Annotated in this window: 10 protein-coding genes and 1 pseudogene; 6 read left to right on the forward strand and 5 right to left on the reverse strand. The window is 65.5% G+C overall.

The annotated features are described in order from the left end of the window. From E4A53_RS14140 to E4A53_RS14165, 6 genes and pseudogenes are all read left to right on the forward strand, one after another. Positions 1 to 990 (forward strand): annotated as a pseudogene (locus E4A53_RS14140) (hypothetical protein); the annotation flags it as partial. Between the two features lie 231 nt (positions 991 to 1,221). Beyond that, positions 1,222 to 2,547: an ABC transporter substrate-binding protein gene (locus E4A53_RS14145; RefSeq protein ID WP_168694399.1), complete on the forward strand. Its 1,326-nt coding sequence runs from the start codon at positions 1,222 to 1,224 to the stop codon at positions 2,545 to 2,547. 5 nt (positions 2,548 to 2,552) lie between these two features. Next, positions 2,553 to 3,467 carry a carbohydrate ABC transporter permease gene (locus E4A53_RS14150; RefSeq protein ID WP_136163764.1) on the forward strand — a complete coding sequence of 305 codons (915 nt, stop codon included), beginning with the start codon at positions 2,553 to 2,555 and terminating at the stop codon, positions 3,465 to 3,467. Beyond that, positions 3,464 to 4,303: a carbohydrate ABC transporter permease gene (locus tag E4A53_RS14155; protein ID WP_136163765.1), complete on the forward strand. Its 840-nt coding sequence runs from the start codon at positions 3,464 to 3,466 to the stop codon at positions 4,301 to 4,303. The genes E4A53_RS14150 and E4A53_RS14155 overlap by 4 nt, the downstream gene beginning before the upstream one ends. A gap of 11 nt (positions 4,304 to 4,314) precedes the next feature. Further along, positions 4,315 to 5,424 carry an ABC transporter ATP-binding protein gene (locus tag E4A53_RS14160; protein ID WP_136163766.1) on the forward strand — a complete coding sequence of 370 codons (1,110 nt, stop codon included), beginning with the start codon at positions 4,315 to 4,317 and terminating at the stop codon, positions 5,422 to 5,424. Between the two features lie 35 nt (positions 5,425 to 5,459). Continuing rightward, positions 5,460 to 6,242: an SDR family oxidoreductase gene (locus E4A53_RS14165; RefSeq protein WP_136163767.1), complete on the forward strand. Its 783-nt coding sequence runs from the start codon at positions 5,460 to 5,462 to the stop codon at positions 6,240 to 6,242. Positions 6,243 to 6,285: 43 nt separating this feature from the next. Here E4A53_RS14165 and E4A53_RS14170 read toward each other — a convergent pair whose 3' ends face one another. The 5 genes from E4A53_RS14170 to E4A53_RS14190 form a co-directional block, all read right to left on the reverse strand. Continuing rightward, entirely contained in the window at positions 6,286 to 7,638 is a 1,353-nt protein-coding gene (locus tag E4A53_RS14170) for a M24 family metallopeptidase (protein WP_206366336.1), read from the reverse strand. Positions 7,639 to 7,667: 29 nt separating this feature from the next. Next, on the reverse strand, positions 7,668 to 8,933 hold the full coding sequence (locus E4A53_RS14175; protein ID WP_136163771.1) for a M24 family metallopeptidase: 1,266 nt from the start codon (positions 8,931 to 8,933) through the stop codon (positions 7,668 to 7,670). 7 nt (positions 8,934 to 8,940) lie between these two features. Beyond that, positions 8,941 to 10,365 (reverse strand): M20/M25/M40 family metallo-hydrolase, encoded by a 1,425-nt coding sequence (locus E4A53_RS14180; protein WP_136163768.1) that lies wholly within the window; start codon positions 10,363 to 10,365, stop codon positions 8,941 to 8,943. 87 nt (positions 10,366 to 10,452) lie between these two features. Continuing rightward, complete coding sequence (locus tag E4A53_RS14185) at positions 10,453 to 13,536, reverse strand: TonB-dependent receptor domain-containing protein (RefSeq protein ID WP_136163769.1); 3,084 nt, start codon at positions 13,534 to 13,536, stop codon at positions 10,453 to 10,455. Positions 13,537 to 13,619: 83 nt separating this feature from the next. Continuing rightward, on the reverse strand, positions 13,620 to 14,609 hold a 990-nt coding region (locus E4A53_RS14190), incomplete at its 5' end, for an alpha/beta hydrolase-fold protein (RefSeq protein ID WP_239018318.1).

Genomic DNA, 14,609 nt, shown 5'->3' on the forward strand with positions numbered 1-14,609 from the left:
GTGCCCGCCGCGCGGTTCGGCGAGCCGTGCTACAACCGGATCGAGGCGCAGGAGGCCTATGCCTTCTACCAGAAATGGATCTCGCCCGACTTCCCGCGCATGCTGATCATCGAGATCGATCACTCGAACCCGTATTTCGACGACAGCTACGCCGTGAACTCAGCCAACCTTGGCCCTTACGGCGACGCGATCATGCGTGAATTCATCCCGGCGCTGGAGAAGAAGTTCCGGGGTCTTGGCCAGGGCTGGGCACGGTTCACCTACGGCGGTTCGACCGGCGGCTGGGAGGCACTGGCCGTTCAGGTCAAATATCCCGACGAGTTCAACGGCGCCTTCGCATCGTGCCCGGATTCGATCGACTTCCGCCAGACCAAGGTCGTCAACATCTACGACGACGAGAATGCGTTCTGGAAGACCGGGCCGTTCGGGCGGGTTCCGGTGATGATCAACCGCAACTATCTCGGCCACGTCAACTGGACCAACGAGATGGAGAATCGCTACGAGCGGGTCATCGGATCGAAAAGCCGTTCGGGCGGGCAGTGGGATATCTGGGACGCGGTCTATTCGCCGATGGGCGAGGACGGATATCCCAAACCGATCTGGGACAAGAAAACCGGCGTCATCGACAAGGAGGTCGCCGCCTACTGGCGCGAGAATTACGATCTGCGCCACATCATGGAGCGCGACTGGCAGACGCTTGGTCCCAAGCTCCAGGGCAAGATCCATATCTACACCGGCGACATGGACAATTTTTACCTGAACAACGCCGTTTACCTGACGGAAGCGTTCCTGAAGACAACCAAGAACCCGCATTACGACGGGGAGGTCAAGTATGGCGATCGGGCGGAGCATTGCTGGAACGGCGACCCGACCCAGCCCAACGCGATCTCGCGCCTGCGCTACAACACGATGTACGTGCCGAAGATCCTGAAGCGGATCGAGACCACCGCCCCTTCGGGCGCGGACCTGACAAGCTGGCGCTACAAATAGCGGCAAAGCCAAGCCGGCGCACCGCGCTGGCCGGAGCTGGCGCAATATTATATCAACAGAAGCGTCATTTTCAGGCGGATCGCGCGACTATGCCCAATCATATCGCGCATTTCGTATCGATCGCCTTGCCAATAGCGATCGCATACTGAACAAAAGTTCGTCAATTGAACTAAGCTGGGACGATAGCGACGCATGGGTCAGCAAGGAAGATCGAAGCCAGGCCTGTCGCCTGTGCCGATCGCGCGCCGCCAGGTGCTGCGCGGCCTCGGCGCGGGCGGGCTCGGTGTCGGCATGGCCCTGCTCGCCGGCTGCGGCGACCGCACCGGCGGCCCAACCATCCTGCGCTGGTGGTCGCCGCAGGCGACGCCGGAGCAGGTCGCCAGCTACCGCGAGCAGATCAGGGCGTTCGAAAGCCGCAACCCCAATGTCCGCATCGTCTTCGAGCCGACGTCCGACGAAGGCTATCCGACTCAATTCGCCGCCGCTTTCGCCGCCGGCCAGATGCCCGATCTGGTCACCCACCTGCCGTCGTTCGCGGCGCAGAATTATTACGACCGCGGCCTGATCGAGCCGATGGACGACGTCGTCGCCGCGATCGGCGCCGACAGCTTCTTCCCGGGCGCCCTCGCCCCGTTCCGCGCCGCTGACGGCCATTATTGCGCCATTGGAATCGGCAGCACCGCCGTCGACATGCTCTGGTACCGGCAGGACCTGCTGCAGCTCGCCGGAATCGGCGCGGCGCCGCGCACCTGGGACGAGCTGCGCGCCGCCTGCGCGAAGGTCCAGCGCCGCGGCCTGTACGGCACCGCCCTGCCCTATGGCATGAACAGCATGACGTCGCTGATCTTCATCAGCATCATCCATCAGGCCGGCGGCCAACTGTTCACGCCGGAACTGGACGTCGCGATCGATTCCCCGCCGACTTACGCCGCGCTCGATTTCTATCGCAGCATGCGTGAATTCTGCCCGCCCGGCGCGACGATCTTCAGCTGGGGCGAATGCCTGACCGCATTCGTCTCCGGCGCCAGCGCCACCGGCATCTACAGCGGCCGGGTACTCGCCAACGTCGCGGCACAGAACCCGCGCATCGCCGACGTGATCGGCTGCGTCGCCTATCCGACGCTGTCGCGCGCGATCCCGCCCTGGACGTTCAACGACTTTCCCAGCCTGTTCATTCCCAAGGGGGCGCGCAATCCGGCGCTGGCCAAGGCTTTCGCCATTTCGCTGTTCTCGCCCGACATCTACCCCACGCAACTGCGCGCGACGCCGGGCCATATCCTGCCGACGCTAAAAGGAATCGTCGACGATCCGGTCTATCTCGCCGATCCACTGGTCGCCAAATACCAGCGCGAGATCGCAATGATGGCGAAACTCGCCGCGAACGGGCACAATCTCGGCATGGAGTCCCCCGCTCACCTCCCGAACCTGCGCGCCGGGGAGATCATCGCCAGCAATTGCATCGCCGAACTGGTGCAGCGCGTGGTGCTGGAAGGCGAAAATCCCCGGCTGGCCGTCGGTCAAGCGGCGAGCCGGCTGGAAAGGCTGATGTCCGCGTGACCGGCATGGCCGCCCTCCTGCGCCTGCGGCCGGCCACATCCCCCCAGGCGCTGGCGCGGCGTGACGCTTTGCTCGGCCTGCTGCTGATCGCGCCGACGGTGCTGATCCTGTCGGCGGTCATCGCCTACCCGCTGGCTACCACCGCCTATCTGTCGCTGCACAACGTCTACACGCCGACGCTGGCGACGGAATGGGCGGGCCTGTCCAACTACCGCGCCATCCTCTCCGGAGGCACCTTCTGGCATGCGCTGGCAACAACGCTGGTGTGGACGATCGGCACCCTTGCCCTGCAACTGCTGTTCGGCGTCGCGATGGCGCTCTTGCTCAACCGCAACATCCGCCTGCGCGCGCTGGCCCGCAGCCTTGTCCTCTTCCCCTATTTCCTGGCGACGGTGGTCGCGGTGCTGGTCTGGCGCTGGCTGTTGAACGGCCTGTTCGGCGTCGTCGACCACGCGCTGATCGCACTCGGCCTGATCGACACGCCGGTCGACTGGCTGGGCACGATGCCCAACGCGATGGCGACGACGATCGTGATCGGCGCGTGGAAATTCTTCCCGTTCGTCGTCATCGCCGTGCTCGCCCGGCTGCAGACCGTGCCCGCCCACCTGTATGAGGCGGCGCGGCTCGACGGCGCCGGCTCCTGGGCGCGCTTTACCGACATCACCCTGCCGCATCTGAGCGGGGTGCTGGGGCTGGTCGCCCTGCTCCGCATGATCTGGGATTTCCGCGAGTTCGACCTGATCTACCTGCTGACCGGTGGCGGGCCGCTCGACCACACCCGCACGCTGCCGCTGGTCGTCTACCAGCAGGCCTTCGGCCTCAACCAGATGGGCATGGCCGCGGCCTATGCCGTGCTGATGATGCTGCTCGTCCTGGCGATGACCATTCCCTATCTCGCTCGCGCCCGGGGGCGGCGGTGAGCGGCGCGCGGCCTGCCTGGCGCGCGGCAGCGCTGACCGCGCTGACCTGGGTGCTGGTGCTGCTGACCACCTTTCCGCTGCTGTGGATGCTGCTCACCTCGTTGAAGCCGCAGACCGAGTTGTTCGCCCTGCCGCCGACCTTCCTGCCGGAGAGCATCTCCTTCGCGCCCTATCTGCGCCTGCTCTTCGACACGCCGTTCCCACGCTATTTCGCCAATTCCATCGTGCTGGCGACAGCGACGACGCTGCTTGTCGTCGCGATCGGCGCGATCGGCGCGCACAGCCTGCTGCGCTTTTCCTATCGCGGCCGGGAAGCGCTGGCGACACTGGTCCTTGCCACCTATCTGCTGCCATCCGTCGTACTGATCGTTCCGCTGTACCTGATGATGGTCGAAATCGGCCTGGCCAACCGCCTTGCCAGCCTGATCATCGCCTACACCAGCTTCGCCCTGCCCTATGCGCTGTGGCTGCTGCGCTCGTTCATGGCGGCGATTCCAGAGGAGATGGAGGCGGCGGCGCGGGTCGACGGCGCCAGCCGCATCGGCGCGTTCGTCGACATCATCCTGCCGCAGGCGTTACCCGGCATCGGCGCGACGGCGCTGTTCACCTTCATCCTTGCCTGGAACGACTATCTCTACGCGCTGGTGCTGGTGAACACCGACACCGCGCGACCGCTGACCACGGGCGTCGTCACCATGTTCGTCACCACCTTCAACGTCGAATGGTCGATGCTGATGGCGGCGTCGGTGCTGATGAGCATTCCGCCGATCATCCTGTTCACCTTTTTCCACCACCAGCTGAGCCGCTCGATCGGCGCGGCCGGGGTCCGGAGCTGACGGGGGCGGCAATGGCGGAGGTGGTCTTCGACAGTGTCTGCAAGCAATACGACGATGTCGTCGCGGTCGACGCGCTCGACCTGACCATCGCCCCCGGCGAAATGGTGACGATGCTCGGCCCGTCAGGCTGCGGCAAGTCGACGGTGCTGCGGATGCTCGCCGGGCTGGTCATGCCCGACAGCGGCCGCATCCTGATCGACGGCAACGACGTCGGCGGGCTGACTCCGGGCGAACGCGACATCGCGATGGTGTTCCAGACCTACGCGCTCTACCCGCACATGACCGTCGCGCAGAACATCGCCTATCCGCTGCGCAAGCGCGGCGTTGCCCGTGCCGAGCGGATGCGGCGGGTGCGCGCGTTGGCCGAATCGCTGCAGATCGCGCCACTGCTCGACCGGCGGCCGGCGCAGCTGTCGGGCGGGCAGCAGCAGCGCGTCGCGCTCGGCCGGGCGATGGTCCGCGACCCCAGCGTCTTCTTGTTCGACGAGCCGCTGTCCAACCTCGACGCCAAATTGCGCGCGCATATGCGCGGCGAGCTGATCGAGCTGCACCGGCGGCTCGGCCGGACGATGATCTATGTCACCCACGACCAACTGGAAGCGATGACGATGGCGACGCGGATCGCGGTGATGGCCGACGGCGCCCTCCAGCAATACGGCACGCCGGCCGACATTTACGACCGCCCGGCCAACCGTTTCGTCGCCGGCTTCGTCGGCACCCCGGCGATGGCGCTGATCGACGGCGCGCTGCTGTTCCAGGACAACCGGGCGATCCTGGGCATCGGCGGGTTGACCGTCGACCTCGGCATCCGGCGGTTCCGCGACCGGCCAGTCGGAACATGGCAGGTCACCGTCGGCATAAGGCCGGAAGACGTGACGATCGGCAACGGGCCGTTCGCGGCGCGGATCAGCGCGATCGAGCCGATCGGCCACGAGACGATCCTGACGCTGGAGGCGGGCACTGCCCGGCTGTGCGCCCGCGTCGCCGGCTCCAGCCTCGCTGCGGTCGGGGAAACGGTGCGCTTCGCGCTACGCCAGCATCGCCTTCACTTCTTCGACGTCGTCAGCGGGCGACGGATCGACGAGATCGGCCTCGCGGTGGTCGACGGCAAGGCGATGTGAGGCGGCGGGGCGCCGGATAAACGGGGGACGGGACGATGGATCTGGGAATCGCGGGACGACACGCGCTGGTCTGCGGCGGCAGCCGCGGCCTTGGTCGCGCGGCGGCGGAGGCGCTGGCGCGCGAAGGCGTGAATCTGACGCTGGTCGCGCGCGACGCCGCGGCGCTGGCCGCGACCGCGGGGGCGATCAGCGCGAAAACCGGCGTCGCCGTCAACCATATCGCCACCGACCTGACCTGCCCTGACGCCCGCGCGCAGCTGACCGCGGCATGGGACGCACCGGACATACTGGTGTGCAACCCCGGCGTCCGCCAGACGCCGGCTGATATTCACACGCTCGGCCGCGACGGCTGGGATTTCTGGATGGAGGCGCACTTCCACGCCGCGCGCGACCTGATCCTGGCGGCGGTGCCCGGCATGTGCCGACGGGGCTTCGGCCGGGTCGTCAACATATCGGTCAGCAACATCAAATTCCCCCAGACCGGCTTTGCCCACAGCCATGCCGCGCGCGCCGCGCTGGCCGCGACGATCGCGGCGATGGTGCGCGATCTGGCGCCGCACAACGTGGTCATCAACAGCGTACTGCCCGGCTTCTTCGACACGGAGGCGCTGCGCCTGAACCTGCACAGCCACGCCGAGCGGGCAGGCACCAGCTATGAGGCGATCGTCGCCGACCGGCTGGCGCGAACGCCGGCCGGGCGCTTCGCCGACCCGGCGGAATGCGGCGCGCTGATCGCCTTCCTGTGCAGTGCCCAGAACAGCTTCATGACCGGCCAGAACATCGTCAACGACGGCGGCGTCTACCAGGGCCTGTTCTGAACCAGCCGGGCCGTGATCGGCAGCCCGGCCGGGCGGGGGCCGTTCAATCCTCGGCGCGGATCAGGTGGAACGTCGTCTGGCGGCCGTCGATGTAGCGTACCGTCTTGCCGTCGAAGAACGCGTCCTCCTCCGACTTGAAATCGACCATCTGGTTGTCCCATTCGGGCACCGCCTTGGCCGCCTTCAGCTCGATCGACCAGGCGATATTCGGCCTGAGCTTGTGTTCGCCATGCGGCACGAACACCTGTTCTTCCGAAAGGCCGATGGCGCTGCCGGCGCCGTGGCCGTGATAGCCGATCGGATGGGAATAGATCGTCGGGTTCAGCCCGGCGGCGATCGCCTTGGCGCGGGCGCGCGCGAGCACCTGGTTGCCGGTGTCGCCGACCCGGAATTCCGACGTCACCGCATCCTGCACGCCGTTATTGGCCAGCAGCCCCGCCTTCAGACCGGCCGGCGCATCGGTCTCCCCGTCCTTCAGGACGTAGGCGACATGCTGGGTGTCGGTGCTGAAACCGAGATAGACGATGCCGAAATCGACGCGCAGCATGTCGCCCTTCTGGATCGGCGCGCCTTCCTCGCGCAGCACGCCCTTCACCCCGCGCCGGGTGATCTCCACCGACGGGTGGAACCACGAGCCGAGGCCCAGGTCGTTCACCCGCTGGCGATACCACCAGACGAGATCCTGGTTGGTCGTTACCCCCGGCTTGATCACCTTGCCGGAAAAGCCCTCGCCAATAATCGCGTGGGCGATGCGGACGATTTCGGGGTAGCGCTCCATCTCCGCCGGCGTGCGGGTTTCCAGCCAGCCGATCGCCAGCGGATAGCCGGAAACAACCCGCCCCTTCTGCTCCGGGGTCAGCACCGCCAGCAGGTCGTTATACTGGCTGTAGGTCATGCCGTCGGCAAAGGCGGTCAGCGACGAGGTGTTGAGCGCGATCTTCCGCGGATCGCGCTCGGTGATGATCTCGGCCAGCCGCTTCCACTGGTCGGGCTGCTTCTCCATGTCCCAGGCGGCCGGGAACACGTCCCCCATGCCGTGCTTGCTGATCACCAGCCGCTCGACCGGCTTGCCCTGGCCAGGGTCGAAGAAGACGAGGATGGTCCGACGCCGCGCGCGGAGATTCTCCGCATTGAGCATCGTCGAGACCACCGGGTCTTCCAGATACTCGCGCGCGACCAGCACCCACATGTCGATGCCGTTTTCGCGCATCAGCATCGGCACGACCGTGTCGAGCCGCTCCTTCAGCCAGGCGTCGCGCAGCCTCGCCTGCTCGCGCAGCGGCAGGATCGCCGGACGCGCCGGGCTCATCGACGCCTCGCCCTGCGCCGGCGCCTGGGCGACGGCGGGTGCCGCCAGGCCAAGCGCCATTGGCGCCGCCAGCCAGAAATGTCTCATCACCTTCTCTCCCCAGCGACGTGCGGCGATCAGCCGAACGGGTTCTCGATCGACGGCGGCGGTACCGAGAAATAGCGCGGCCCCGTTTCGGTCATGTAGAAGCAGTCCTCCAGCCGTACGCCGAACACGCCCGGCGCATAGAGGCCCGGCTCGTTGGAGAAGCACATGCCGGCGGCCAGCGGCGTCACCTCGCCATGGACGAGGTTGACCGGCTCGTGCACATCGAGGCCGATGCCGTGGCCGGTGCGGTGCGACAGGCCCGGCGTCTTGTAGCCGGGGCCGTAGCCGATCTTTTCGTAATAGGCGCGGACCGCATCGTCGACCTTGCCGCAGGGTACGCCGGGCTGCGCGGCCTCCATCGCGATTTCCTGCCCGCGGTGGATGTCCGCCCACATCTTGCGCTGCAGCTTCGACGGCTCGCCGAAGACGAAGGTGCGCGAAATGTCGGAATGGTAGCCGTCGACGGTGCAGCCGCAGTCCATCAGGATCACCGATCCGTCCTTGACCAGCTGCGGCTCCTTCAGGCCATGCGGCGCGGCGGTTGCCTTGTCGATCGTGGTGCCGCCCGACGGGGTCTCGCCGCCGAACGACGCGGTCGCCACGCGCATCAGCGCGGTGATGTCGGCGCCACTCATCCCACGCTCGATTTTCTGGCCGATCGAACGATAGGCGGCAATCGTGATGTCGTTGGCACGCTGCATCAGCGCGATTTCGGCCGGCGTCTTGATGATGCGGCAACCGTTGACGATCGGCGTGCCGGATAGCACCTGAACGCTGGGCAGCGCCTTCTGCAGCCCGTCGACCGCGAAATAACGGACGGTCTCCTCGATGCCGATCCTGCCGGACGCGAGCTTGTGCTCCTGCAGCCAGCCGGCGACCAATTTCGAGGGGTTCTCATCCTCCTCCCACACGCGCACCTCGCCCGGCACGACGAGCATCTCACGGACCCGCGATTCCTCGAAGGCCGGGGTGACCATGCAGATCGGCCCGTCATTGGGCAGCAGCGCCGCGGTCAACCGCTCGCTGCGGCCCCATTTGACGCCGGTGAAATAGGTCAGCGTCGATCCCGCCTCGACCAGCAGCGCGGCAATGCCGTGCTGACGCATCAGCGTCTGGGCACGCGACAGGCGTGCATTACGCTCTTCACGGGTGATTGGTGGCGCCTCGGCGATCGGCGTGTGGGCGGGGGCCGCCGGCACCTGGGCCAGGGCGCGCGACACGCCGCCGACCGTTGCGGCGACCGCGCCTGCACCGGTGGCGAGCGCCAGGAAATTCCGCCGGCTTGCGCTGGGCATGTCCATCTTACTTCCCTCCTGCCAGTGATTTGAGCAGCACGTCCCAGAATACCAGTTCCTTGTAGAAGGAGTTGAGCAGCAGCCGCTCGTCAGTGCCATGCGCGCGACTGTCGTCCGGGCGGACCATCGCCAAGCTGCCGGCGCCGTAGGTCGGGATGCCGACGCGGCGATATTCGCGTCCGTCGGTGCCGCCCGACGACATGCTCGGGTCGGCCGGCGCGCCGGGGTAGTTGGCATGGATCGCCTTGCGCAAGATCGCGAACAGCGGCTCGTTGATCGGCGAGGCCGGGCTTTCCACCGCTTCGCCGTCCAGCTCCACCTTGACCGCCGGGTTGCCGATCGCCTTCGCCAGCGTCTGCTGCACCTCGGCCACCGGGGTGCTCGGGAAGATCCGACAGTTGACCGTGGCCACCGCGTTCTGCGGCAGCGCGTTGGGCGCGTTCCCCGCCTTCAGCATGGTCGCGACGCAGGTCGTCCACAGAATGTTCGAATCCGGCACCGTCTCCACCACGGCGCGCGCCGCCGCGTCGTTCGGATCGGCGAGCAGCCGGTTGAACGCGGCACCGACTTCACCGCCGCGCTTGGCCGCGGTCTTCTTCACCATGTCGCGGGTGATTTCGTTGAACAGCACCGGGAATTTCAGCGCCTGCACCGCCTTGATCGCGTCGGCCAGCTCATAGATCGCATTGTCGGCGCGCGGCGACGCGCTGTGCCCGCCAGGGTTGCTGGTCGAGATCAGGAAGGTCGCGAAGGTCTTTTCCGCCGCCTGGATCGAGAAGATCGGGTTCGACCCGTCGCGCTCCATCGAGCCGCCACCGGCATCGGCGTTGAGCGCGAATTCGGCGTCCTTGACCCACGGGTGCTGGGTCAGCGCGCGGGTGGTGCGCATGCCGGTTTCCTCGTCGCCGGAAAAGGCGATGACGAGGTCGCGGTTGGGGGTCCAGCCCGCCTTCTTCAACCGCATGAAGGTGGCGGCGACCAGCGTCATCCCCGCCTTGTTGTCGCTCGAGCCACGGCCATAGAGATAGCCGTCCTTCTCAACCGGCTTGAACGGATCGGTCGACCAGTTTTCGGCCAGCGCGTCGACCACGTCCATATGGGCGAGGAAGGCGATCGGCTTCTTCGCCGCCTTGCCCGCCCCCCGGTAGCGCACCACCAGCCCCATCGTCGTCTCGCCGTCGACCTCGACCGGCACCGGCTGGATGTCCTCCGCCGCGAAGCCGGCCGCGCGGAAACGGGCGGTCAGGGCATCAACCAGCGCCGGCACCTGGCCATGCCCCTTGGCGGTGCGGAAGCTGATCGCTTCTTCCACCATCTCGCGCACCATCGCGCGGTCGGCATCGGTGACCGCGGTCTTTTGCGCCAGGGCGGGGGTTGCGACCAGGATCGACGCGGCGACCCCGAGCATGAATTTGACGGTACGGCGGTGCATTTTCCTACTGATCCTCACATCAAAAAAGAAGGGCCGATCACGCTCGACCGGCCCTTCCATGACACTACTCTATCGTTTGCGCGACCCTCAGAAGTTGACCGACGCACCCGCGAAGAAATAGCGACCCATCGCGTCATAATACTGCGGATAGGTGTTGCCGTTGCCACCATCCTCGATCGCGGTGCTCGTGGTGAGCGGCGGATCGCGGTCGAAGATGTTGTTGACGCCGACACGCAGGTTGAAGTCCTTGCGGATTTCGTAGCCGACGGTCAGGTCGAAGTAGCTGCGCGAACCCAGCTCCTTGTCGACCAGCGCATAGCTGCCGTTCAGGGCCGGCTGCGAGCTGGTCGATGCGATATTGACCGCCGAGGTATACCGCCAAGTCACACCCACCGACAGATCCCACGGCGTGTTCCAGGTCGTGGTGAACTTATGCCGCCATTCCGGACGCGGACGGCCGCACAGGCCGCCGTAGAGACCGGCGCAGTCGTAGATGTCCGACTGTGGCGAACCCGGCAGCGGCGTCGTCTCGAACTTGCCGAGATAGGTGCCGACCAGGTTGAAGTTCAGGCTGCCCAGTTCGCTACCCACCAGGTTAGCCAGATCCGTGCGATAGTCGACGTTCACGTCGAGGCCGGTCGTCTTGAGCGAGCCGGTATTGACGTTGAACCGCTCGAAGTGACCGACATCTCCCTGCCACAGCGACCCGGTATTGGGGTTGCGGACGATCAGGTCGCAGAAATACTGCTCGCCGGTCTCCAGGCAGTTCTTCAGTGACAGGGTGGGGTTCACGCTGCCCACCATGCCCTTCACCTTGATGTCGAAATAATCGAGAGAGATCGACAGCCGCGGGATGAACGACGGCTGGATGACCGTGCCGAACGACAGCGTGTTGGCGGTTTCCGGCTTCAGGTTCGGGTTGCCGCCGATCATCGCGCCGAACTGGCCGGCCGGGTTGTCGACGATGAAACCGTACTGGCCGGTCGTCACCCCGGTGCGCTGGCACTGCGCGAGGGTAGCGAAAGGCGTCGCGCCGGCGCAGGGGTCGAACGAACCGTCGGCGTTCCGGGTCAGGTTGACCTCGAACATCGACTGGTTGGAGAAGAGTTCAACCACGTTCGGCGCGCGCACCGCGCGCTGGATGCTGCCGCGGAAGCGCAGATCGCGCACCGGCGCCCAGTTCACGCCCAGCTTGTAGGTGTCGGTCTTGAACTCCGCACGCGACCCGGTCAGGCTATCCCGCCCCTTGTAGTCCGAATAACGATACGCACCCTCGAACGACAGCAGGTCGAAGAACGGCTGATCCTCTACGATCGGCACGTTGACCTCGACGAAGGCTTCCTTCGCGATGGTGTGCCCCTTGATCGGCAGTTCCGGGCTGCCCGCGTTCTGGTAGATCTCGTCCGGCTGATAGTTGACGCTGTTCTTCCGGTACTCGACACCGAACGCCACGCCGACGCCGGTGCTCGCCCAAGGCGACGTCAGACCGACTTCGCCGAGGTCGCCGTCGACTGCGGCAACGATGTTGACCAGGCTCGTGTCGCCGGTGATGCTCTTGAACTCGGAAATATAGTCGACGGCATCCTGGCTTGCACTTGCGCCGAAATAGTCGAGCGGCGAGCAGTTCGGGTCGTCGTTGTCCGGGCTGGCGTCGGCGTTGATCTTACAGATGGTCTGGCCGAAAGTGCTCGACGTCGGTCGGCCGTCACGCACCGCGTAGAACGCGTTGGACGTCCGCTGGCGGCTGGAGTCGCCTATGAAGTTGCTGCGGTATCCGACATTCGCATACAGGCCGTAGATGTCGTAGTTGAATGGTCCGACCAGCTTGCCCTTGGTCCCAAGCACAATGCGGTAGACGGTGTGGCGCAGGTCGTCCTGGCGGTTGCCGCCCTCGACGTTGCGGCGGGCCATGGTGATGCCTTCCGCAATGCTCTCCGGCCCGACATAGTTGCCGTCGACATCATAGATGCTGCCGAGCGTGCGGCCGGTGCTGGTGCAGAGGTAATCGGCCTGCTGCGCACTGAGGAACGGGTTGTCGCAGTTGATGCTGTTCAGGCCGCTCGAATTGTCAAAGATGCCGCCTGAATTGTTGCCCGGCGCGATCTGGGCAACCGAGTGGTCGTCCATGAAGCTCAGCTCGACATAGGGGGTGAAGTGCTCGTTCACCTCGTAATGCGCCATCGCGCCGAGCATGTAGCGCTCGTCCGGCCGCTGATAGTAGTTGAACGGCGCATAGTTGTAGCGGGCGGTACCGTCGACGAACTGGCCGTTCGACACGCGGAACGAAACCGGCAGCTGCGGAATGCGGCCAGCGCCGGCGTTGGTCAGGTTGGCCGGCGCGTTGTTGGCCGAACCGGAGCAGGTGAACTCGCTGCCGTCGGTGCCGGTGGCACCCAGCGCACAAGTGCTGTAGTCGAAGTCCTTTTGCAGGACCGGATTCACCTTGCGGTAGGTCGCATAGGCGGTGACATTACCGCGCCCCTCGGCGAAGTTTCCGCCGAGCACGACCGAATAATCCTGGGCGAAGCCGTTCCAGACATTCTTGTCGGCATTCTCGAACTCACCCGGGAACTGGGCGTTGAAGCTGTCGAGCAGGTTGCGCAGTTCGGTGCGGTCGTTGCTGTGCTGGAAGCCCGAGACGTTGGTCGAGAAACGAACGCCTTCGAAATTGTTGCGCAGCTTGAAGTTGACGACGCCGGCGATCGCGTCCGAACCGTAGACGGCGGAGGCGCCGCCGGTCAGCACTTCGACCGACTCGATCAGCGCCTGCGGCACCTGGTTGACGTCGGACGGGATGTTCTTCGGCGAACCGTAAGGCAGGCGGCGGCCGTTGATCAGCACCAGCGTGCGCGACGGGGTCAGGCCGCGAAGGTCAACCTGGGCGGTGCCGGTCGCTTCGTTCGAGTTGTTCGCGCCCTGGGCGGCGAACACCTGCGGCAGCTGGTTGACCATGTCCTCGGTGCGAACGGTGCCGCGCGCGGAGAACTCCTCGCTGTTCACCTGGGTGATCGGGCTGACGCTCTCCAGGTTGGCGGAGCGGATGCGCGAGCCGGTGACAACGATGTCGGCGGCGGCTTCCGGCGCATCCTGCGCCACGGCCGGCGCGGCATAGACACCGCCGACCAGCACGGTCGAGGCAAGCAGCAAGGTCTTGATTGTCGTGGATTGCATTATGAACCCCCCTTTTCATGTCTTGAGGTTGCTGTTCTGTATGGCCGCGCCTCCCTTCGGCGCGGCCGCGTGCGGCATTGGCGTTATTTGTAGCGCCAGCTTGTCAGGTCTGCGCCCGCTGGTGCGGCGGCCTCGATCCGCTTCAGGATCTTCGGCACGTACATCGTGTTGTAGCGCAGGCGCGAAACGGCATTCGGCTGATTTGGATCACCATTCCAGCAATGCTCGTCACGGTCGCCATACTTGACCTCCCCGTCGTAATGCGGGTTCTTGGTCTTTTTCAGGAAATCCTCTGTCAGGTAGACGGCGTTGTTCAGGTAGTAATTGTCCATGTCGCCGACATAGATGTGGACCTTGCCCTGGAGCTTGGGACCAAGCGTCTGCCAGTCGCGCTCCATGATGTGGCGCAGGTCGTAATTCTCGCGCCAGTAGGCGGCGACCTCCTTGTCGATGACGCCGGTTTTCTTGTCCCAGATCCGCTTCGGATAGCCGTCCTCGCCCATCGGCGAATAGACCGCTTCCCAGATGTCCCACTGGGCGCCCGAGCGGGTCTTGTCGCCCAGCACCAGCTCCCAATGGTTTTCCATCTCGGCGGTGTGGGTGACATGACCCAGATAGTCGCGATGCGCCGGCTTCGGCACGCGGCCGAACGGGCCGTAGCGCCAATAGGCGTTGTCGTCGTCGTAGATGTTGGTGACTTCCATCTGGCGGAAATCGATCGGGTCCGGACAGGCGGCGAAAGCGCCGTTGTATTCGTCGGGATACTTGACCTGAACGGCCAGTGCCTCCCAGCCGCCTGTCGAACCGCCGTAGGTGAACCGCGCCCAGCCCTGGCCAAGACCCCGGAACTTCTTCTCCAGCGCCGGGATGAACTCGTGGGTGATCGCATCGCCATACGGCCCGAGATTCTCGGAGTTCACCGCATAACTGTCGTCATAATACGGGTTCGAGTGGTCGATCTCGATGATCAGCATGCGCGGGAAGTCGGGCGAGATCCATTTCTGGTAGAAGGCATAGGCCTCCTGCGCCTCGATCCGGTTGTAGCACGGCTCGCCGAACCGCGCGGCGGGCAC

It is taken from the genome of Sphingomonas flavalba (genome assembly GCF_004796535.1).
Taxonomy (GTDB): domain Bacteria; phylum Pseudomonadota; class Alphaproteobacteria; order Sphingomonadales; family Sphingomonadaceae; genus Sphingomonas_L; species Sphingomonas_L flavalba.

What these genes read in the sequence shown, in the direction of transcription:
- E4A53_RS14150 (WP_136163764.1), top strand. Translation starts at nt 2,553, where the DNA reads ATGGCCGCCCTCCTGCGCCTGCGGCCGGCCACATCCCCCCAGGCGCTG.
- E4A53_RS14160 (WP_136163766.1), top strand. Translation starts at nt 4,315, where the DNA reads ATGGCGGAGGTGGTCTTCGACAGTGTCTGCAAGCAATACGACGATGTC.
- E4A53_RS14165 (WP_136163767.1), top strand. Translation starts at nt 5,460, where the DNA reads ATGGATCTGGGAATCGCGGGACGACACGCGCTGGTCTGCGGCGGCAGC.
- E4A53_RS14170 (WP_206366336.1), bottom strand. Translation starts at nt 7,638, where the DNA reads ATGAGACATTTCTGGCTGGCGGCGCCAATGGCGCTTGGCCTGGCGGCA.
- E4A53_RS14175 (WP_136163771.1), bottom strand. Translation starts at nt 8,933, where the DNA reads ATGCCCAGCGCAAGCCGGCGGAATTTCCTGGCGCTCGCCACCGGTGCA.
- E4A53_RS14180 (WP_136163768.1), bottom strand. Translation starts at nt 10,365, where the DNA reads ATGCACCGCCGTACCGTCAAATTCATGCTCGGGGTCGCCGCGTCGATC.
- E4A53_RS14185 (WP_136163769.1), bottom strand. Translation starts at nt 13,536, where the DNA reads ATGCAATCCACGACAATCAAGACCTTGCTGCTTGCCTCGACCGTGCTG.